Genomic DNA, 19556 nt, shown 5'->3' with positions numbered 1-19556 from the left:
CGTTCACAAGGTCGCTCCGACCCACTCGGGGTTGCGAATGCGTTCGAGCAGGTCGGCGAACAGGGCCTTCGACAGCACGTCGTCGGGGAGCTCTTCTGGGTGCCATTGCACGGCGATGACCTGCCGGTCCACGGTCTCGATGCCCTCAATCACGCCATCGTTGGCGATCGCCGTCACGATCAGGTCGTCTCCGAGTCGCTTGACCGCCTGACGATGGATGCTGTTGACCCATGCCTCGCCCGGACCGAAGAGCTCGAAAAGCCGGCCGCTGCACGCTCGTACGGAATGAGCGAGATGATCGCGGTCTTCGGCGGGCCGGTGGGACCCGCGGTACGACGTATGAGCCAGCTCCTGGTACAGACTGCCCCCGTAGTACACGTTGACGACCTGCAGACCACGGCAGATTCCCAGGACGGGCAGGCCGCGCTCGAGTGCCTGGTCCAGCATCGACCATTCCAGCTCGTCCCGCGGCGGGTCCATGGTCGGGGTGACGCCGGGCTCGATGCCGGAGCCGTAGCGGGCAGGTTCGACCGAGGCGCCGCCGGCGAGGATCAGGCCTGCCGTCCCCTCCGGCAGCTCCAGCGGTGTGCCGTCCGGCACCCGTACGAGCGGACGCGCCCCGGCTCGTTCGACTACCCGTTCGTACGGTTCGGACGGCGTTTTGCGCCCGGTGGTGACGACTACAAGCGGTCTTGACATCGAGCTCGATCTCCTTTCATTTAAGTCCGGTCATGGTGATGCCCTTGACCAGGCGGCGTTGGAACAAGATGAACAGTACGAAAAGTGGCAGTAGTGAAATCAGTGACATCGCCGACATGGGTCCGAGTTCGGATCCGGCGGTGGCGTCGAGGAACATCCGCAGCCCGACCGAAAGCGTGTATTTATCGGTGCTGTTCAGGTAGATCAGCTGCGGCATGTAATCGTTCCACGTCCAGATGAACGTGAAAATTGCGGTCGTGGCGATCGCCGGACGGATCAGCGGAAGTGTGATGTGCCACAGACGGCGCCAAGGTCCGCATCCGTCGAGGACGGCCGCCTCGTCCAGCTCCCGGGGCAGTCCCCGCATAAACTGGACCGTGAGGAAAACGAAGAAGGCGTCCAAGGCAAGGAAATGTGGCACGATGAGCGGCAGGAAACTGTCGGTCCAGCCGAGTCTGTGAAAGATCGTGTATTGCGGTATCAGCAGCACCTCTTTCGGCAGAAAGAGGATTCCGATCACGATCCCGAACAGTGCCGCTCTTCCGGGGAAGGACAGCCTGCCGAACGCGTAAGCCGCCAGTGTGCAGGTGATCGCATTGCCGATGACACAGGCGGTGGCGATGATGGCCGAGTTGATGAAGAAGACACCGAACGATCCGGCTCCTGCGCCGCCCCACCCCTGGACGAAGTTGTCGAGCGTCCAGGTCTCCGGAATCAGCGACGTGCCGGAGATGATCTCGTCGGTCGGCTTCAGCGAGGTCAAGACCATCCATAGCACGGGATAGAGCAGCACTATGAGGCACAGTCCCGCCACCGCGTGTGGCCATAGTCTGCCGACGCGCGGCCGCCGTACGTCAGTTGCCATAGTGCACCCACCGTCGCGAGGACCAGAACAGGAGTCCGGCGACCACCGCCAACACGGCGAGCATTCCCCAGGCGATCGCCGAGGCGTATCCCATTCGCTGATACTCGAATGCCTGTATATAGAGATTCACCGCGTAGAACAGCGTGGAGTCGGCCGGTCCGCCGCGCCCGTCGCCGACGAGCTGCGCGGGCGTGAACGTCTGGAACGCTTGAATGGTGCCGAGCACCAGATTGAAGAAGATGATCGGGCTGAGCATCGGCACCGTGATGTGGATGAACTTGGTGACCGCGCCTGAACCGTCGATGGAGGCCGCTTCGTAGAGCTCCCTCGGGATCTGCTGCAGGCCGGCGATGAAGATGACCATCGGGGCACCGAAGCGCCAGATCTCCAATGCGATGATCACCCAGAGCACCGTGGACGGATCGTTCACCCACGATCTTTCCTCGATGCCGAACGTGCCGAGGAAGCTGTTCACGCCGCCGCCGTAATCGAACAGCGCCCGCCAGGTGATCGACACGGCGACGCTGGCGCCGAGCAGGGAGGGCAGATAGAACAGCGCGCGATAGAACCCCTGGCCCCGTCGAGCCGGTGCGAGCAGCAGCGCGGCCGCCAGTGCCGTGATGAGCTGCAGCGGCACCGAGATCACGGCGTAGCCCAGCGTGAGCTTCATCGAATGGAGGTAGCGGTCGTCACCGAACAATTCCCGGTAGTTGCCGAATCCGATCCACTCGGGCGATCCGAGCAGGTCGTAGTCGGTGAACGACAGATACAGCGAGAACGCCAACGGAGCGACCACGAGTCCGGCGACGCCGACGAACCACGGCGAGAGGAAGAGAAAGCCCGTCGATGTCCGGGTGAAGTCGTGCACGTGCCGAGATCGCTGTCGCCGTGGCGGCGGCGGTGTGGCCTCTTGTCCCGTACGGGCGACTTCGGGGTTTCTCTCCGAACGGGAAAGCGTGTGCTGTGTTGTCATGGCCGGCCGTTGGAGTCCAGGAGCTGCTCGGCCTCGGTCATGAACGCCTCGGCCGCTTGTTCCGGACTACTGCGGGCGAACAGCACTTCCTGGGCATGCCGGTCGAACATCTCCGAGCGGATGTTGCGTGTGCCCGCCGGGTCGGGCGCGGGGGCCGGACGGCTGTTGCCCTGCTCTCCGAGGTAGTCGACGTAGTCGGCGATCTGCCGTTCCTTGTCGTCCAGCTCCTTGTAGACGTCCGCGGCGATGTCCTGGTTCGGGGGCACTCCCCGGACCATCCCTTGAATGGCGCCGGCGTCGAGGTCGTTGACGAGGAAGTCGACCAGCTCGACGGCCTCATCCGGGTGCTCGGTCTCCGCGTTGACCGCCCATGCCACCGACCGCATCAGGTAGGCGCCGGGGTTGTCGGCCTCGTTGGGCAGCGGCCCGTACGCCCAATCGTCGCTTGGCAGCGTGATGCTCGTGCCGTAGACGCTCATGGCGACGGTGCCCTTTCCGACCGGGGACTCGGTCACATCACCGCCCGCAGCGGCGACCGTCACGTCCGCGGGCGGTGTGGCACCGGCGTCCCGCAGGTCGGCCCAGTACCGCCACCAGTCCACGAGGTCGTCCCGCGCGAAACCCAGGCCGCCGTCCTCGTCGAACCAGTCCAGCCCGCGCTGGCGCAGGAAGACCTGGAAGTGGTTGTGCTGCGAGCTGCTGTCCGCGAGTGCCCAGGTGCCCTTGTCGAGGGCCTGTTGCACGTCCTCGGCCGAGTCGGCGAGTTCCTCCCACGTCGTCTCGGCTGTGGGTATCTCGACACCGGCATCCTCGAGCATGCCCGGACGCAGCACCATCGCCATCGGGCTGGCCCCGGCCGGCGCCTCATAGAGCTCTCCGTCGATCTTGGCCTGCTCGAGGAATCCGTCGTCGATCGCCGAGGTGTCCAGGGTGTCGGGGTATTCACCCAGATTCAGCAGGAGCCCCTTGTCGGCGTACGTCGTTACCTGGTCGTTCTGGAAGATATCGGGTGCCGCATTCGACGCGAACTGGGTGTTGAGCTTGTCGTAGTAGCCGGAGAACGACGCCGGGATGACCTCGACCGTGATGTTCGGATTCTGTTCCTCAAACGTCTTGACGGCCTCCTGCGTGGCCTCGTTCCGGTCCGGGTTGCCCCACCAGGTGATCTCCAGCGTGACCTGACCCGAATTCTCGCTCGGGGTCCCGCAAGCGGTGAGCGCGGTAGCGGCGAACGTTGTACCGGCTACGAGTAATATCGAGGTGGGTCTACACTTCATAAGCCTTTCTCCGTTCTTCAACGTGGAGGCGTTGAAATTCGAGCATCAGCTCACGGTCCGACTCGAGTGTCCGGACCAACTGGTCGAGCGATTTCTCTTGCGGCACATGCCGGAGTTCGACGAGGGTGTGGTGGGACCCGGCCAGCCGGCCGACGACCCCGGCCGTTTCCGATGTGTGGAGAACAACCGCCGTCCGCTCCAGCAGGGCGGCGATCGCGTCTTCGTCGGCGGCGTCGGCGAATGGCAGATCGGCTAGGTCGGGGCGCTGGGCGGTCAGCAGGTCGACGTAGATCGGGCGGGTCGACGGGCGCGCCACCAGCACCGGGCGTGAGGTGGACCCCGCATCAGGCACGTCGGCGAGCAGTCCCGCGTCGAGTCGGGACATCACCGTCAGCACCCGGATCGGTCGGTCGCTGACGAGCTGCTCGACCTCCCGCAGGTGGAAGGGGAGGCTCAACGCGTACGTGGCGCCGCCGAAGTCGACAGCCTCAGGCGTATTGCGGAGTTCTTCGAGGTTGATCGCGTGAACCCGGCCGAACTCCGAGGGTATGTACTGCGAAATCAGTTCGGCGTAGCGAGCCGACGACGCCGCGACACCGATGAAGGCCACATCGATGCCGAGGTGGAGCAGCGCAAGCCGCTGCGCCATGGCCTTGGCCGCTTGGTGTGGAGCCACCCCGGTCCGGATCAGATCCACGAGCGCACGGTCCGCGCGAGCCCAGTCGGTGTTCGTGCTCGCGACCTCACCGCCATCGGTGTCAGGCAGCGTGGTGAACGTTCCCGCGCCCCGGTGCGTCACCACCAGGCCCGCCTTGCCGAGTTCCTCATACGCCTGACGGACCGTGTCGACGGCGACGCCCAGGTGCTTCGACAACGCACGCACCGACGGCAAACGTGTTCCCGTCGGCACGGCACCGGTTGCGACGACATATTCCACCTGGGTCTTCAACTGCACCCAGATCGGAACTCCGGAGTCGTGATCAGCCTGGAGCCGCCGCCATGGCTCCGACACGACGTATTTTGTCATGCTGTTATAGTACAGTCAAACAGTTTTACTCGTAAAGCCCCCTGCCAGGGGCCTTTCACGAGAGAGAACCGGGCGGGTGGTGGTGGCCGATGCCGGAAGCGGCCAGGTCCACGCCTTCCGCGACGGGCCGGCCCAGCGCAGCCTGGACTACTCGGTGGGCGGGGTGGCCTGTCGGGGTGTGGTGCCAGTGGGGTGGAGGCCACCATTCACGCAGTCGGTGTTCTCCCCCAGGCGGACCGAGGATTGATCACCGGTTCGTCCCGGCCCACCGGGCTCGGACCGGCGCGTGCGCAATGCCGAGTCGAGCCGCGTCCTCGCGGAAAGAGCCGACATGGGTCCAGGGGCAGGAGGGCGATCGGATCAGCGCGCCAGCAGCTCCTTGATGGCGTCGTCGATGAACCGCACATCCTCCGGGTTGGTGCCGTGTCCGGCGAAGTGGCCCCAGGTGCTGGGGATCACGCGCAGCTCGGCGTTGGGGATGTGCTCGGCCGTCCACTTCTCGTCCTCGGGCGGGAAGTAGAGGTCCTTGCCTCCCGGGAGGATCAGTGTCTTCGCCTTGATCGAGTTCAGCGCGTGCACCGTGTCTCCGTTGAATCCGGGAGTTCGGCCGACATCGCCGTTCTGCCAGGTCCACAGCATGGTCAGCAGGTTGTTGGCGTCCCGGTCGAGGAAGAATCCCTCCCAGAACCCCACGAGAAAGTCCTCGAGCGAGGAGAATCCGAGTCTGGTGTACTCCTGGTTCCAGTAGAAGGCCTGGGAGAAGCCCCACCCGGCGTAGACGCGGGCCATTGCGCGAAGCCCGGTGGTCGGCTGCGTCGCATACCAGCCGTTGTTCCAGGCGGCATCAGCGGTGAGCGCCGCCTTGATCCCCTCAAGGAACACTTTGTTGTGCACGCTGGTCACCGACGACCCGCAAAACGGCACGATGCGTTCGACCGTTTCCGGGTAGGCGACCGCCCACTGGTAGCTCTGGCCGGCCCCCATCGACCAGCCGGTGACCAGCGCCAGCCGCTCGATTCCGAAACGCTCGGTGACCAGGCGGTGCTGCAACGCCACGTTGTCGTAGAAGGTGACGTTCGGGAAACGGCCCCGGTCATAGGGCGGCGGGGTGTTGCTCGGCGATGTGGACAGGCCGTTGCCGAGCATGTTGGGCACAATGATGAAGTAGGTGTCCGGATCGAGGGCCATGCCCTCGCCGATCATCCATTCGTTGTCCCAATGCCGACCGGAATACCATGTCGGGCAGACGATCGCGTTGCTCTTGTCGGCGTTAAGCCTGCCGTAGGTCTTGTAGGCCAGTCGCGCATCGCGCAGTGTCGCCCCGCCCTGCAGCACCACATCACCGGCGGCAAAGACCTCGTAGTCGTTCTCCCTGCCCATGGCTCCCCCGTGTACCAACGTGCCGGCGAAAGACCGTTGTCGCCCTACCCGGCCAAAGCAGCACCCATACCCAGCAGTTCTCCAAGGAACGTTCATATGCCCGCCGGCGAGGACCGCGGCGGCGTTCAGGAAGTGGTCGCCACCTGTCCGCGGTCAGCCTTCGCCGGCCCCTCCGCGCCTGGACGGACGTCGAAATCGAAGATCTCCGTCGGTAGATACAGTGAGCAGCAGGCGTTCGGGATGTCGACGATACCGCTGATACGGCCCTCGAGCGGCGCCGATCCGAGCAGCAAGTACGCCTGCTCGCCCGTGTATCCGAACTGCTTGAGATAGTCGATCGCGTTGAGGCACGCGTTCCGGTAGGCGACCGTCGCGTCCATGTAGTAGTTGGTGTTGGACTCGTGGTCCACCGAAACACCGATGAACGACATGAACTCCGAGTACCTCGGCTCGACGTTACCCGGCATGAATACCGGGTTCCTGGTGATCCCGTACTTCTCCATGCCGCCTTTGACGAGGTCGACCGCGAAGTCGATGTATCCCCCCATCTCGATGGCGCCGCAGAAGGTGATTTCACCGTCGCCCTGACTGAAGTGGAGATCGCCTCCTGAGAGATTGCCTCCGGGCACGAAGACGGGGTAGAAGACTCGACTTCCCCGCGTGAAGTTCTTGATGTCGTGGTTCCCGCCCTGCTCGCGGGCGGGAACGGTACGCGCCCCCTCGTTCGCGACCCTGTCGAATTCCGATGACCCCTGTCTCAACCGTCCGGCCAGGACCTCGTTGGTGTTGGGCGGCAGGGCCAGCGGCGGTACGCGATCCGGGTTCGTGGAGATGAGCGCGCGTTCCCTCTCGTTCCATCTCGCCAGGAGCTCGGCGGACGGCGCTGTCCCGAACAGGCCGGGGTGGGTGATCCCGGTGTACCTGATTCCGGGCAGGTGGCGCGACGTCGCCTGCTGGCCGTGGAAGTCCCAGATCGCCTTGAGCGCGTTGGGGAAGGAGTCGGTGAGGAATCCTCCCCCGTTGTCCTTGGCGAAGACTCCGGTGTACCCCCACCCCTGGCCCGCCGCGGGCCCCACTTCTTGGGGGACGGCGCCCAGGTCCAGAATGTCGACCACGAGCAGGTCGCCGGGTTCGGCCCCTTCGACCGCGATGGGGCCGCTGAGCACGTGGCACCGGTCGAGGACCACGTCACGGACGTCGTTGGCGGAGTCAGAGTTCTTGATCTGCCCGTCCGTCCACTCGCGGCATTCAACCCTGAACTCGTCGCCCGGCCGGACTTGGGCCACAGCAGGAATGTCGGGATGCCAGCGATTGTGCCCGGGGGCCTCCTGATGCCACATCGATTTCGATTGGTCGACTTTGAATACCACGTCAGGCATTGCTTCTCCAACGAGCAGTGAGAATATTCCCGGCCGCCGGTGCGACCTATAACCCGTTCACCTGGACGGGGCTGCCGGATGCCGCGTTTCCCTGAGCTTTGTCCAGGCTTTTTCCCCGACTAGCTTCTTGGCGTCCGGGCTTACCGCGGACCGTTGTTCCTCCTGGCTGCCGCCGGAGGGTTCTCGCCTGATCACCTCCGGCTCGTAAGCGCTCTTGTGCGCCCGGTCAAGCGCCGCCGCGACCGGACGTGGCGTGTGGTTGAGATAGGGCGGCGAAAACACTCTCCGCGCTTCTCCTCCGCACGTAGGACATTGATCTGTCTCCGGAGCGGAACCGATGGGATACCGAATCTCAAGAAGGGCGCATCGGGTACATCGATATTCGTACACGGGCATACGGCCCCCCACTTCGGCTCGTGTATGCGCCGAAAATTCGGCGTTTCGCTGCTACGTTGACCTCTCTGTCCTGAGAAGATTTATGCATTTCCACGAGAAGTTACTTCGAATGGTGATGAATGTCAACGAGGCGCAAAGGCGGCAATGTGAAACAGCACGTAAAGGATTGTGAATCCTGAGGTGAAATATGGTCGCCCAGGGGGACTCAGGTCGACTTCGGCGCCTGTGCGGTCACCCATCGGGGCCGCGACGCGGACCGGTGCCGCCCGGCCGCATTCACGGTTGGTCCATAGCTATGCCGTCGGCGCTGCGCGCACTGCGACAGCCGGCCCCCTGCGCGAACCCGATCGTCAAGCATCAGTCAGGGTCCGAGATCAAAGATTGGGCGCGGCGATCTGGGCGGCCATGTGGCCGCCGCCGTAGCCGTTATCGATGTTGACCACCGCGACGCCGGGTGCGCACGCGTTCAACATGGTCAGCAGCGGGGCCAAACCGCCGAAGGCCGCGCCGTATCCGACCGATGTCGGTACGGCGACCACGGGTGCGGAGACCAGGCCTGCGACCACTCCGGGCAGCGCGCCGTCCATCCCAGCGACCACCACGATCGCCCGTGCCCGGCGCAGCAACTTGAGATGCGCCAGCATGCGGTGCAGTCCTGCGACGCCGACGTCGACGACCAACTCACACGCCCTGCCGAGATACTCGGCCGTCATGGCTGCCTCGCGTGCGACCGGCCGGTCCGACGTACCCGCCGCGAGGACGACCACGAGCCCGCCAGTGGGTTCGGGTGGTTCACCGGGCCACGCGATGATCCGCGCGTCGGTCACGTGCCGGGCGCCGGGCAGTTCCGCGAGTAGTGGTTCCACCTGCTCGGGCAGCACACGGGTGAACAACGTGCGGGCTCTGCGCGTGCGGATGTCAGCAGCGATGGTTCGAACCTGTTCAGTGGCCTTGCCCTCGCAGAACACCGCCTCGGGAAAACCGCGCCGCACGGCCCGGTCGTAATCGAGGTCGGCGAACGCCGAGAGCGGTTCGGTCGGCACCCACTCCTCAGTCACCGGCGGCGCCCGCCAACGGGAGGGTGAAGGCACCGGACTGGATGCCCGCGAGATCAAGGGCGACGAACCGGAATCCCGCCGAGCGCACGGCCCGCAGCACCTTCTCGCGTAGCGGGTCGCCGGCCACGGCTACGATGTTGGCGATCGGCACCTCCAGCCGGGCGACATCGCCATGGTGGCGTACCCGAAGGTCCTCCAGGCCGAGGCGGCGCAACTCGGCCTCAGCCGTCTCTACCTGGGCGAGCTTCTCCGGCGTGACGTCGGAGAAGTGTGGGATCCGTGAGGCCAGGCAGGGCGCGGCGGGCTTGTCTGCGCACGGCAGCGCGAGGGCCCGTGCGATGCGCCTGACCGCCGCCTTGTCGATTCCGGCGTCGGCGAGCGGGCGGAGCACCGCGTGGTCCGTGGCGGCCCGCGCGCCCGGTCGGTCGGGGCGCCGGGCATCGTCGGCGTTCTCGCCGTAGGCGACCGCTGTCAGCCCGTGCTCTGCGACGACCTCGTGCGAAATCCGCGTGAACAGCTCATCCTTGCAGTGAAAGCAGCGGTCGGGGCCGTTGCGCCGGTAGTCGAGACGCTCCTGCTCCCGGGTCTCCACCTCGATCAGCGGCACCCCCACGAAGTGCGCGACATCGCGGGCTTGCCTCCACTCCTCGGCGGCAAGGCTGGGGGAGACGCCGAGGACGGCGACGGTCCGTGCGCGGCCGAGCGCGTACACCGCCAGTGCGAGCAGTACGGAGGAGTCGACACCTCCGGAGAAGGCCACGCCGATCCGTCCCGAGCCGGCGGAGCCGCTCCCGAGGTCCGCGGCGAGCCGCTCGACCATGCGCCGATCCGCCGTCGGCAACGATGCCAAGGACATCATGTTCACTGCTTCTCCTCTGTCCGGTCCGCCGGCCATGATGTGCGGAAGAATCCCTCCCCGCGATCGATCCGGCCGTAGGTGTGGGCGCCGAAGAGGCCACGAGTCCGTCAGCGACTCCGCGGGCACGAACCCGTTCTTCTCCGCGATTATCCGGGATGCGGGGGAAGCGGCGGCCGCAGCCGGAGGAGGACCTCTCCTGCCTGGGGCACGACGAGCGCCTCGGGATCCGTCTCCCATGCGGCGACGTCGACGGATGCCGGATCCAGGTAGCCGAGGTCCACGGCCCGGACGACCTCTTCGGGGATCCCGGTCGCAAGAGTGACGTCGACCCGGCAGCGTTCGCCGTGCGCCTCGTCGTAGGTTCCCGCTCCGCGCAGGTGGGTCGAGTGCGCGAGTACGCCCCAGTGCACACTTGAGAACCGGTTCCACTGCTTCACGAAGTAGTCCCGGCAGTGATAGCCGATCTCATGGATCTCCGGATGGGTCTGGCTGATCTCGGTGATATGGGGCGCGTAGAGCACGACCTCGCCTCCGTCGGCGACGATCGGTTCGACCTTGTAGAACCCCTTGGCTGCGGTCCAGATGTCGAGATAGCGCTCGGGGATGATGGACAGGACGCGGCGCACCGGCTCGGTCAGGTACCGCACGTGCACTTCGGCTGAGACGTCTGACGCGGCGGCCCAGGCGTCGAGCGGGTGTCCGAAGGCGATCGAGTGCAGCGCGCCGGTGCCGGACCGCGCCACGACGCACAGCGCGAGCAACCGTCCGGGCACGTGCGCCGCGGCCTCGTTGATCAGAGCGCGCACGGGGGTGGTGCCGCGAGTGCCGATGATCTCCGCGCTCGTGATCAGCGCGCCGAGCCAATGCGAGACGTCGATGATCTCCTGGCCTGCGATCCCCGGGAACAGGTACTTGGTGCCCCCGGAGAAACCGACCACCTCGTGCGGGAACACCGGCCCGAGGATCAGAGTCACGTCGTGGTCGACGACGACGCGGTTGATCTTGACCTCGATCTCACGCCGGAGTAGCCCGCCGGAGAGCTCGGCGAGGCGATCGGCGCCGATCGTGCCGAGCGTTTCGAACGTGGCCGGATCCCACCACTCGTGGTTGACGATCGTGGCACCGGGATACCGATCCGCCAGCCCGCCGGGGGCCACCCCGAGATGGCGCTCGATCTCGGTGTCGGACATCGCCGCGTGGGTGCCCAGTGCGATCACCACGGTGATCCGCGAGGCACGCCCGTGCAGCGCGTCGTGCACCGCGCCGAGCAGGAGCGGTAGCGGGCAGCTGCGGGTCGCGTCGGGAACGATCACGGCGACGCTCCGCCCGGTGAGGTCCGCACCCTGGAGCCGGGTCGTGACGAAGTCGCGGACGTGCTCGGCGTCCAGCGTGACGTCGGGTCCGCCGAGGATGTCGGCCGCCGCGGCCGTTCCGGTCACGTCGGAGGCTGCGGCGCCGCTGCTCGAGGTGTCCATCCGGCCACTGTGCCTTTCCTGCTGTGATCCGGGCAACACCGCGCGGCAAGTGGTGGCAACCGATTGGCCTCAGCCGGTCGTTCCGCGAGCATGGCGGATTATGGACCCCACGCCGAACTCGTCGGGCCTTTCGTCGTCAGCGTTGAGCAGTGCGCACCCCCTGTGACGCGACTCACTTTCTGGTCGAGGCAATTGGTGGCAATCAGTTGCCTCTCATCGTGGCGCGCTGCCTCAATGTGACTCGTCTCGCTCCTGGCGCGGCATCGTGTGGACACATCAGCGAAGATTCCGTGTGTTGTGCGACAACCGGTCGGCAGAGAAGTCGGTCCGGTCCGACCGGCGCACCGGGGATCCTCACCCCGCTATTCATGGATCACTCGGCCACCGCAGCGGTCTGGCCGGGTGCACAACAGAACATCGGTACGGGCTCCTCCGGAGTGAAACGCAGGTTCGCCCGGATGAGTGGAACCAGACGGCTCACGCGGTGAGCAGGAGAGGGATCACCATGAGGCACAACCATGATAGGGCCCTTTCGATCGCGGCAGTGGTCGGTGCGACGGCACTGGCGCTGACCGGGTGCGGCGGTGGCAGCGGAGCCGCCGGTGGTGGAGGCACGCTGCGACTGGCATTGAACCAGACCGAGGAACACCCCTCCTTCATCGCGCTGGAAGACTTCGGAAACCGGCTGACCGAGGGCACCGACGGACGGTGGGGCATCGAGGTCTACGCCAACGAGACGCTCGGCGCCCAGCAGGAGGCCCTCCAGTTGGTCGGCGCGGACACCGTCGACATGGCCATCGTCGCCGGCCCCCAGCTTGAGAACCTCAATGAGGAGTTCGTCGCCTTCAACCTCCCCCTGGTCTTCGACTCCATCGACCATCAGATGAACGTCATCAACAACCCGGATATCACCGGCGATCTCTACTCCTCACTCGAGGACCAGAACATCTCGGTGCTCGGCGGCTTAACGGCCGGAACCCGAAACATCTACACGTCCGAAGGGCCGATCACCGAGCCCGCGGATCTGGACGGGATGAAGATCCGGGTGCAGGAGAGCCCCATCCACACCGAGATGATCGAGCGGATGGGCGGTTCGGCCACTCCCATGGCCTACGGCGAGGTCTACACGGCCCTGCAGTCCGGGGTCCTCGACGGCGCGGAGAACAACGAAGTCTCCTACATGACCCAGAAGCACTACGAGGTTGCCGGATACTTCGCCCGGACGGAGCATCTGATCGTCCCCGACTACCTGGTGATGAGCACTGAACGGCTGGCGGACATGTCAGAGGCGGATCGCGCCGTCTTCGATGCGGAGTGGAGCGCCGCAATCGGCGAGCACACAGAGCTTTGGACCGGGGCGACCGACGAGGCGATCGCGGAGGCTGAGGCCGCCGGCGTGCAGTTCAACGATGTGGACGATGAGACGTTCCGTGCGGCCGTCGAGCCGCTCGTCGACCAGTCGCTGACCAGCGACACCATCCGCGAACTGTACGAGACCACCCGGGCCGCCGCTGAATGAACAGACCACAGGTGTCAAGGTCAGGAGGTCGGACATGCGTGCGGTGAAGGAGGCCCTTGACAAGATCCTCGCAGCAGCCTGTGTGGTCCTCTTCACGGTTCTCGTCCTGACGGTCTCGTGGCAGGTGTTCACCAGGCAGGTCCTCAACGCTCCCAGCGGCTGGTCCGAGGAACTCTCCAGGTACGTGTTCGTCTGGCTCGGACTGTTCGGTGCCGCGCTCGTATTCTCGGAGCGGGGGCACATCGCAGTGGACTTCATCGTCCGCAAGCTCGCCGAAGGCGTGCAGCGTGTGATCGCCGTCGTCGTCCAGTTGGCCATCACCGCGTTCGCCGTGGTGGTGCTGGTCTGGGGTGGGTGGCGTGCCTCGCGACTCGCCTGGGAAACCGACCTCACGAGCCTGCCCGTCCAGGTCGGCCCGCTCTACCTGGTCATGCCGATCACCGGGATGATCATCACGTTCTACGCCGTCTATCACGTGGTATTGGTACTGCGCCGTAAAGAACCCGCGATCGGAGGGCACGACACCCCGGGAGCTCTGGAGTAATGGATCCGGCAACGCTCGCAGGGCTCATCCTGCTCATCGGAATCGTCGTTCTCCTCGCTCTCGGCGTGCCGATCGCCGTCGCCATCGGGCTTCCCTCCGCCGTGGCGACGATCGCGATCCTGGGCGCCGAAAACGCCTCGCTCACGACCTCCCAGCGCGTATTCACCGGCATCAACTCGTTCACGCTCCTGGCGATCCCCTTCTTCGTCCTGGCGGGCGTGCTGATGAACAACGGAGGTATCGCCGGCCGACTCGTCGACGCCGCCAAGGTGCTCGTGGGCCGGATGCCGGGCTCACTGGCCCAGACCAACGTGATGGCCAACGCCATGTTCGGATCGGTCAGCGGGGCGGCGGTGGCTTCGGCAGCGGCCGTCGGCAGCGCCATGGCGCCGCGACAGGAGCAGGAGGGGTACGAACGGGACTTCTCCGCGGCGGTCAACGTCGCTTCGGCACCCTCGGGCATGCTGATTCCACCGAGCAACACGTTCATCGTCTACTCGCTGGTCAGCAGCACCTCGGTTGCAGCCCTGTTCCTGGCCGGGTACGGACCGGGCATTCTCTGGACACTGGCCTGCATGACCATGGTGTACCTGCACGCCAGGAAGCGGCCCGAACTCAGGGCCGTCGGCCGCGTGACGTTCGCACAGGCGTTGCTGACCATCTGGAGGGCCGTCCCGTCCCTGCTGATGATCGTCATCGTCGTCGGCGGCATCCTGGCCGGCGTCTTCACACCGACGGAATCGGCCGCGATCGCGGTGCTCTACTGCCTGGTGCTGGGATTCGCCTACCGGATGCTCAAGGTGAAGGACCTACCTGGCATCCTCCTGGAGGCCACCAGGACAACGGCGATCGTCATGCTCCTGGTCGGCGTCTCCTCAGCGATGTCCTGGGTGATGTCCTTCGCGCGGATCCCCAACCTCATCTCCGACCTGCTCCTGGGGCTGACCGACAACCCCACGACCGTCCTGATCCTCATGATGGTGATCCTGCTGGTGGTGGGAACCTTCATGGACCCGACACCGGCGATCCTGATCTTCACCCCGATCTTCCTGCCGATCGCCGTCGATTTCGGGATCGACCCGATCCATTTCGGAACCGTGATCGTGTTCAACCTGTGCGTCGGCACGATCACCCCGCCGGTGGGCAACGTGCTCTTCATCGGCGCCCGGGTCGCGGAACTGCGGATCGAGAGCGTCGTTCGCAGGCTCGTGCCGTTCTTCGCCGCCTTGCTCGTGATGCTGTTCATCGTGGTCTTCGTCCCGGAGGTCTCCATGTGGCTGCCCACGGTGCTCGGCCTGGTGGACGGGGGCGGATAACCCTCTCCTGAATCCCGTCGATCTGGGGGAGCAGCACAGGAACCGCGTGCCGGGGCCGCCCGGGGAAGGCAGGGGCGGCCCCGGCATCGCCGGGCGAAGAGTGAACCGGTGCGGCGCGGGCCCGTCCCCGCTGCAGTGGAGTTCGGGGAACCCCTCAGAGGACAGGCACAGCGCCTTGGCCAGGTATCAGACGGGAAGACCGCTGGAACCGACGGTGAGCCAAGCCGACGGCAGCGCCGGGCGCGTTCACCGCGGGGCGATTTCGCAAGCCTGCACGGTGACCGCGTTGACCACGGCGCTGTCGGCGGCCAGGGCGGGATCCAGCGCACCGAGTACCGTGCGCACGGCGTCGGTCAGAGGGCCGGCGGTCAGCGGTCCGATATCGGCGGACCGTACATCGTTGACCGAGCCCCCGCTCCCGCGCAGGTGGCACACCCAGGCGGCCAACGCGCGGGTGGTCCCCAGCGGCACCCGGCCCGCGGCCCGCTCCAGGCGCAGCACCGGCAGCAGGCGGACCGGCAGTTTCTGTGAACCGTCGGTGGCGATCTGGTCCAGCCGGTGGCGCATCCGTGGATTCGCGAACCGGTCGATCAGCGCCGCGCGGTAGGCGGCGATGTCGGTGTCGGGCAGGTTCAGGTGCCTGGACGCCTCGTTCCACCACTGCTCGAGCCACGCGCGGCACGTCTCATCGGTCATCGCGTCGGACACGGTGACGTGCCCGCGGAGCGAAGCGGTGTAGGCGAGCAGTGAGTGGGCTCCGTTGAGCAACCACAGCTTGCGCTCCTCGAAGGGGCCGATGTCGTGGACGAAGGCTGCGCCGGCGTCCTCCCACTGAGGCCGACCGGCCGCGAAATCGCCGCTGAGCACCCATTCGGTGAAGGGCTCGGTGACCACAGGAGCATGGTCGTCGGCCCCGGTGGCGGCCCCGACGGCGGCCACGTCCGCGGCGATGGGCCTGGGCGTGATCCGGTCGACCACCGTCGTCACGTAAGAAACGCTCTCCTCGAGCCGGCCGGGCAGTCCCGGGTCGACGAACTGTGCGAACTCACGCACGATCCGGGCGGTGACGGCACCGTTGCCGGGCAGGTTGTCGCACGGCACCAGTGTCAGCGGCCCCGCATCGGCGCGGCAGCGGGCGGCGAGTCCGGCCACCAGCTTGGCCGGTGCCGTGCGCACCGGGCTGGAGGGAGCGGTACGGAGCGCGTCCACGTCCGCGCGAACCTCGGGCCGGTCGACATCGAGACCGCCGTCGGCGCCGCGCAGGTAACCGGCCTCGGTGACGGTCATGGTGACGACCCGGACCCGGGGATCCTTCAGGTACCCCAGCCATGCCGCGTGGTCACTCGCGGGAAACACCCGTGCGATGCTGTCGACGACCTCGAACCCGTCGCCGTCGCCGGACCGGGTGACCAGGGTGTACAGGCCGTCCTGCGCGGTGAGCGCGTCCACGAGGCCGGGCGTGCGGCCGGTGAAGGCGGCGATGCCCCACTGCGTTGCGTCCGGCGCGCGGCTGGTGTACCAGGCCTGGTGGGCGCGGAAGAAGTTTCCCAGACCCAGGTGTACGTGGCGCACGGTGGGTGCAGCCCCGCGCCTGCTGAGTCCGCTCACAGTTTGAACACCTCCCGGGGGCGCCCGTTGACGAGGTCGGTGATCGTTTCGAGGGCCTCGTCCTCGTCGAGTCGGTACTCGGCGACCAGTTGCGCGAGGTAGCCGCTGTCCAGACGGCGGGACATGTCATGGCGGGCCGGGATGGAGCAGAACGCCCGGGTGTCGTCGATGAAGCCCGAAGTCCGTGAGAACCCGGTGGTCTCGGAGATCGCGGAGCGGTAGCGGCGAATCGCATCAGGGGCGTCAAGGAACCACCACGGCGCCCCGACGTAGACCGACGGATAGAAACCGGACAGCGGTGCCAGTTCCCTGGAGAAGACCGTCTCATCGACGGTGAACAGCACCAGATGCAGGTTGGGATGGGTACCGAACCGCTCCAGCAGCGGCCGTAGCGGATCGGTGAAGTCGCCGCGCAACGGGATGTCGTGACCCGTGTCGGACCCGTACGCCTCCAGCGTGGGCCGGTGGTGTCCGCGCCGCACACCCGGGTGCAGCGTCATCACCAGGCCGTCCTCGGTGGACATCCGAGCCATCTCGAGCAGCATGTGCCGTCGCAACGCCACGGATTCGGCCCGCGTCGCGGTACCCGCCAGCGCGGCGCGGTGGATCCGGTCGGCTTCGCCGGAATCGAGCGGATCGGTGCGCACGTCCTCGTGGCTGTGATCCGCCGAAGTGGCGCCGTGCTCGATGAAATACCGGCGCCGCAGCTCCATGGCGGTGACCCAACCCGGGTAGGTGCCGGTGTCCACATCCGCGACGTCACCCAGGCGGGCAACGGCCCCGGCCCATCCGGGCCGGACGACTTCGAGGTAGCGGTCCGGACGGAACGTGGGGATGACCCGGCCGGACCAGGCCGGGTCCGCCGCCAGTCCGGTGTGTGCCGACAGGTCGTCGCAGGGGTCATCGGTCGTGGCGAGCACCGAGATCCGGAATCGGTCGAACAGCGCGCGCGGATGGTAGGCGTCATGGACCAACCGCTCGGCGAGGTGGTCGTAGATGGCATCGGCGCTGTGAGCCGAGGGGCGGACCGCGACGTCGAAGATCTCGGCGAGTTCGGACTCCAGCCAGTACCTCACCGGCGTTCCGCGGAAAACGTCCCAGTGCGAGCACAGCTGACGCCACGCCTCCCGTGCCGAGTCCTCGGAGAGTGGGCCCCGGCCGACCCCCAGGACATCCAGTGGTACTCCGGAGGCGTGCAGCAGACGAGTCACGTAGTGGTCGGGGGTCACAAACAGCGCGGCCGGATCGCTGAACGGCACATTGTCGAGCAGCATCCGGGGATCGACATGCCCGTGCGGAGAGATGATCGGGAGATCGCGCACTGCGCCATAGAGCCGACGGGCGATCGCAAGGACACCCGGATCCGCGGGCAGCAGCCGGTCGGGGTGCAGGGCGAGCGGAGCGTGGTGGACTGACATGGCAACGAGTTTGGTGGCGACGCCGGCGCGGCAGCCATCGATTGCCGTGAGTTGCCGCGACTCGGTGCGTTGCGGGTTGATCAGCGACCGGCGCGCCGGCGCCCGCGCGCTGAAGGCCTACGCGGGTTCCGCGCCCATCACGCGGGCCTCGGGGCGCAGCCACGTCGTCATGCACCGCCGCGTGAAGAACCAGCGACCGGCCGCGGTCGGCTACGTCTGGGCGTTCGCCGGTCTGCACTCACCCGGCACCCGAGCGCACCATGATCGCCGCCGCGAAGCCGGGGACCGCCACTCCAGCATCCTGCGCAACCTCTTCAATCGCCTGCTCGGCTACCTGCGCCACTGCCTCACCGCACGCACGACCTTCGACGAAGCCCCGCGTTGCCCGCCCCGAGGCCCCGACTTCACGCGATCGCTTGATGCCTTAGGCAGATCGGATGTCTCTCGGGACAGGGCAACTAGGCGGGGTTCTCGCCCGGCGTCGCGGGCCACGGCGCGCCCGGCTCGATGCCGGCGGCCGGCGCCGCGGCCTGGGCCACGAGGAGGACGTCGGCGACCGGTTCGCCGCGCTCGGCCGCCAGCGCGACCACGTCGGCGAACTCGGGCATGACCTGCAGCACGCGGCCGTCGCGGTGGCCGACCTTGATCCGCACGGTCCCGCCGGCCACGGCAAGCGGCGTCCACGCCCGTTCGAGGACGTCCTTGGTGACGGCCGTGCGGCGCAGCCCGAGCGTGCTGGTGTGCGCCATGACCGCGTCCCCCAGAGCCGCGGCCGCCTCCGGTTCGGCCAGGACGTGCAGGGTGTGGGCCGGGCGGCCCTTCTTCATCAGGATCGGGGTCAGCCAGGCGTCGGAGGCCCCTGAGGCCATGAGGTGCGCAAGGACCTCGGGCCAGACCCGGGGGTCCAGATCGTCGATGTTGGCCTCAAGCAGCACCGCGTCCCCGATGCGCCGACCCGCGTACTCCTGCGCGACCCCGTGGACCTGCGGGCCGGCGCAGGGTGGGCCGGCCGCGATCCGGACGACGTTCGCGCGTTCGGGGGCGTCCCGTGTTCCGGCGCCGATGCCGGTGACCTCGACGCGCATCGCGGGAAACGGAGCCGAGCCGGACGCGAGGGACGTCACCAGCGCCAGGCCCGTGGGCGTCGCCAACTCGCCGGACCCGCCCGCGGCCACGTCCCAGCCGCGCGACAGCTCCAGGGCGGCGGGCGCCGGCACCGGCAGAACGCCGTGGTGCGCCTCGATCGTGCCCGAGCCGAGCGCGATAGGGGAGCACAGCGCCGCGCTCACCCCGAGCGCGTGCACCCCGGCGCAGGCCGCGACGACGTCGGCGATCGCGTCCAGCGCCCCGACCTCGTGGAAGTGCACCTGCTCGGGGGAGATCCCGTGCACCCGTCCCTCGGCGCCGGCCAGGCGCGCGAAGGCCGCCGCGGCCGCGGCGCGAACCGGCTCGTCGAGTCTGGCACCGTCGATGAGGGCGCGAATCGCCGTCCAGGTGCGGTGGGGCGGGTCGGCCACCAGCACGTCCACGTCGACCTTGGTGGCCCGCAGCCCGGCGCGGGTGACCTGCGCGGCGCGCAGCCGCACGGAACCGGGGATCACCGAATCCACGGCGGCCTGGAGGACGTCGAGCCCCACGCCCGCGTCGACGAGCGCGCCGAGCAGCATGTCGCCGGCGACCCCGGCGGAGGCGTCGATCCACAACATCCGGCTCGACGTCATCGTTGCGTTCACCACTTCTCGCAGACTCACTCACACCAGGAT

The 19556-nt window shown here is 67.1% G+C and carries 17 protein-coding genes and 1 pseudogene; 4 read left to right on the top strand and 14 right to left on the bottom strand.

The features are described from left to right. Positions 1-3: 3 nt before the first annotated feature. The 11 genes from HDA32_RS15200 to HDA32_RS15150 all read right to left on the bottom strand — a co-directional run bounded on the left by HDA32_RS15200 (position 4) and on the right by HDA32_RS15150 (position 11388). On the bottom strand, positions 4-699 hold the full coding sequence (locus HDA32_RS15200) for a gamma-glutamyl-gamma-aminobutyrate hydrolase family protein (RefSeq protein ID WP_179643814.1): 696 nt from the start codon (positions 697-699) through the stop codon (positions 4-6). A gap of 16 nt (positions 700-715) precedes the next feature. Then, complete coding sequence (locus tag HDA32_RS15195; protein ID WP_218882476.1) at positions 716-1492, bottom strand: carbohydrate ABC transporter permease; 777 nt, start codon at positions 1490-1492, stop codon at positions 716-718. Between the two features lie 61 nt (positions 1493-1553). Continuing rightward, positions 1554-2432, bottom strand: coding sequence for a carbohydrate ABC transporter permease (locus tag HDA32_RS15190; protein WP_179643812.1), 879 nt, complete (start codon positions 2430-2432; stop codon positions 1554-1556). A gap of 101 nt (positions 2433-2533) precedes the next feature. After that, entirely contained in the window at positions 2534-3814 is a 1281-nt protein-coding gene (locus tag HDA32_RS15185) for an ABC transporter substrate-binding protein (RefSeq protein WP_179643811.1), read from the bottom strand. Continuing rightward, positions 3804-4841, bottom strand: coding sequence for a GntR family transcriptional regulator (locus HDA32_RS15180; protein ID WP_179643810.1), 1038 nt, complete (start codon positions 4839-4841; stop codon positions 3804-3806). The genes HDA32_RS15185 and HDA32_RS15180 overlap by 11 nt, the downstream gene beginning before the upstream one ends. Before the next feature lie 360 nt (positions 4842-5201). Next, complete coding sequence (locus tag HDA32_RS15175) at positions 5202-6221, bottom strand: alpha/beta fold hydrolase (protein ID WP_179643809.1); 1020 nt, start codon at positions 6219-6221, stop codon at positions 5202-5204. Between the two features lie 125 nt (positions 6222-6346). Then, complete coding sequence (fmdA, locus tag HDA32_RS15170) at positions 6347-7600, bottom strand: formamidase (RefSeq protein ID WP_179643808.1); 1254 nt, start codon at positions 7598-7600, stop codon at positions 6347-6349. Between the two features lie 57 nt (positions 7601-7657). Continuing rightward, entirely contained in the window at positions 7658-7996 is a 339-nt protein-coding gene (locus HDA32_RS32075; protein ID WP_179643807.1) for an FmdB family zinc ribbon protein, read from the bottom strand. Positions 7997-8370: 374 nt separating this feature from the next. After that, positions 8371-9039 carry a nickel pincer cofactor biosynthesis protein LarB gene (gene larB, locus HDA32_RS15160; RefSeq protein WP_218882474.1) on the bottom strand — a complete coding sequence of 223 codons (669 nt, stop codon included), beginning with the start codon at positions 9037-9039 and terminating at the stop codon, positions 8371-8373. Between the two features lie 7 nt (positions 9040-9046). After that, positions 9047-9913, bottom strand: coding sequence for an ATP-dependent sacrificial sulfur transferase LarE (gene larE / locus HDA32_RS15155; protein WP_246334985.1), 867 nt, complete (start codon positions 9911-9913; stop codon positions 9047-9049). A gap of 146 nt (positions 9914-10059) precedes the next feature. Continuing rightward, positions 10060-11388 (bottom strand): lactate racemase domain-containing protein, encoded by a 1329-nt coding sequence (locus HDA32_RS15150; protein ID WP_179643805.1) that lies wholly within the window; start codon positions 11386-11388, stop codon positions 10060-10062. A 505-nt stretch (positions 11389-11893) separates the two neighbouring features. Between HDA32_RS15150 and HDA32_RS15145 the strand changes: the two genes are divergently transcribed. Genes HDA32_RS15145 through HDA32_RS15135 form a run of 3 tightly spaced genes read left to right on the top strand, consistent with a single transcriptional unit; the run spans position 11894 to position 14767 of the window. Beyond that, complete coding sequence (locus tag HDA32_RS15145) at positions 11894-12907, top strand: TRAP transporter substrate-binding protein (protein WP_179643804.1); 1014 nt, start codon at positions 11894-11896, stop codon at positions 12905-12907. A gap of 34 nt (positions 12908-12941) precedes the next feature. Further along, entirely contained in the window at positions 12942-13451 is a 510-nt protein-coding gene (locus HDA32_RS15140) for a TRAP transporter small permease (protein WP_179643803.1), read from the top strand. After that, positions 13451-14767, top strand: coding sequence for a TRAP transporter large permease (locus HDA32_RS15135; RefSeq protein WP_179643802.1), 1317 nt, complete (start codon positions 13451-13453; stop codon positions 14765-14767). The genes HDA32_RS15140 and HDA32_RS15135 overlap by 1 nt, the downstream gene beginning before the upstream one ends. Positions 14768-15013: 246 nt before the next feature. Here HDA32_RS15135 and HDA32_RS15130 read toward each other — a convergent pair whose 3' ends face one another. Continuing rightward, entirely contained in the window at positions 15014-16375 is a 1362-nt protein-coding gene (locus HDA32_RS15130; protein WP_312863198.1) for a mannitol dehydrogenase family protein, read from the bottom strand. Then, positions 16372-17793 (bottom strand): glucuronate isomerase, encoded by a 1422-nt coding sequence (gene uxaC, locus HDA32_RS15125; RefSeq protein WP_179643801.1) that lies wholly within the window; start codon positions 17791-17793, stop codon positions 16372-16374. The genes HDA32_RS15130 and uxaC overlap by 4 nt, the downstream gene beginning before the upstream one ends. 88 nt (positions 17794-17881) lie before the next feature. Here uxaC and HDA32_RS30735 point away from each other — a divergent pair. Further along, positions 17882-18166: pseudogene (locus tag HDA32_RS30735) on the top strand (IS110 family transposase); the annotation flags it as partial. Positions 18167-18251: 85 nt separating this feature from the next. Here the strand turns inward: HDA32_RS30735 and larC are convergent. Next, positions 18252-19544 (bottom strand): nickel pincer cofactor biosynthesis protein LarC, encoded by a 1293-nt coding sequence (gene larC, locus HDA32_RS15120; protein WP_218882472.1) that lies wholly within the window; start codon positions 19542-19544, stop codon positions 18252-18254. Between the last annotated feature and the right edge of the window lie 12 nt (positions 19545-19556).

The organism is Spinactinospora alkalitolerans (genome assembly GCF_013408795.1).
Taxonomy (GTDB): domain Bacteria; phylum Actinomycetota; class Actinomycetes; order Streptosporangiales; family Streptosporangiaceae; genus Spinactinospora; species Spinactinospora alkalitolerans.
The sequence above is the reverse complement of the archived record's forward strand: the minus strand, read 5'-3'. Positions and strand labels throughout refer to the sequence as shown.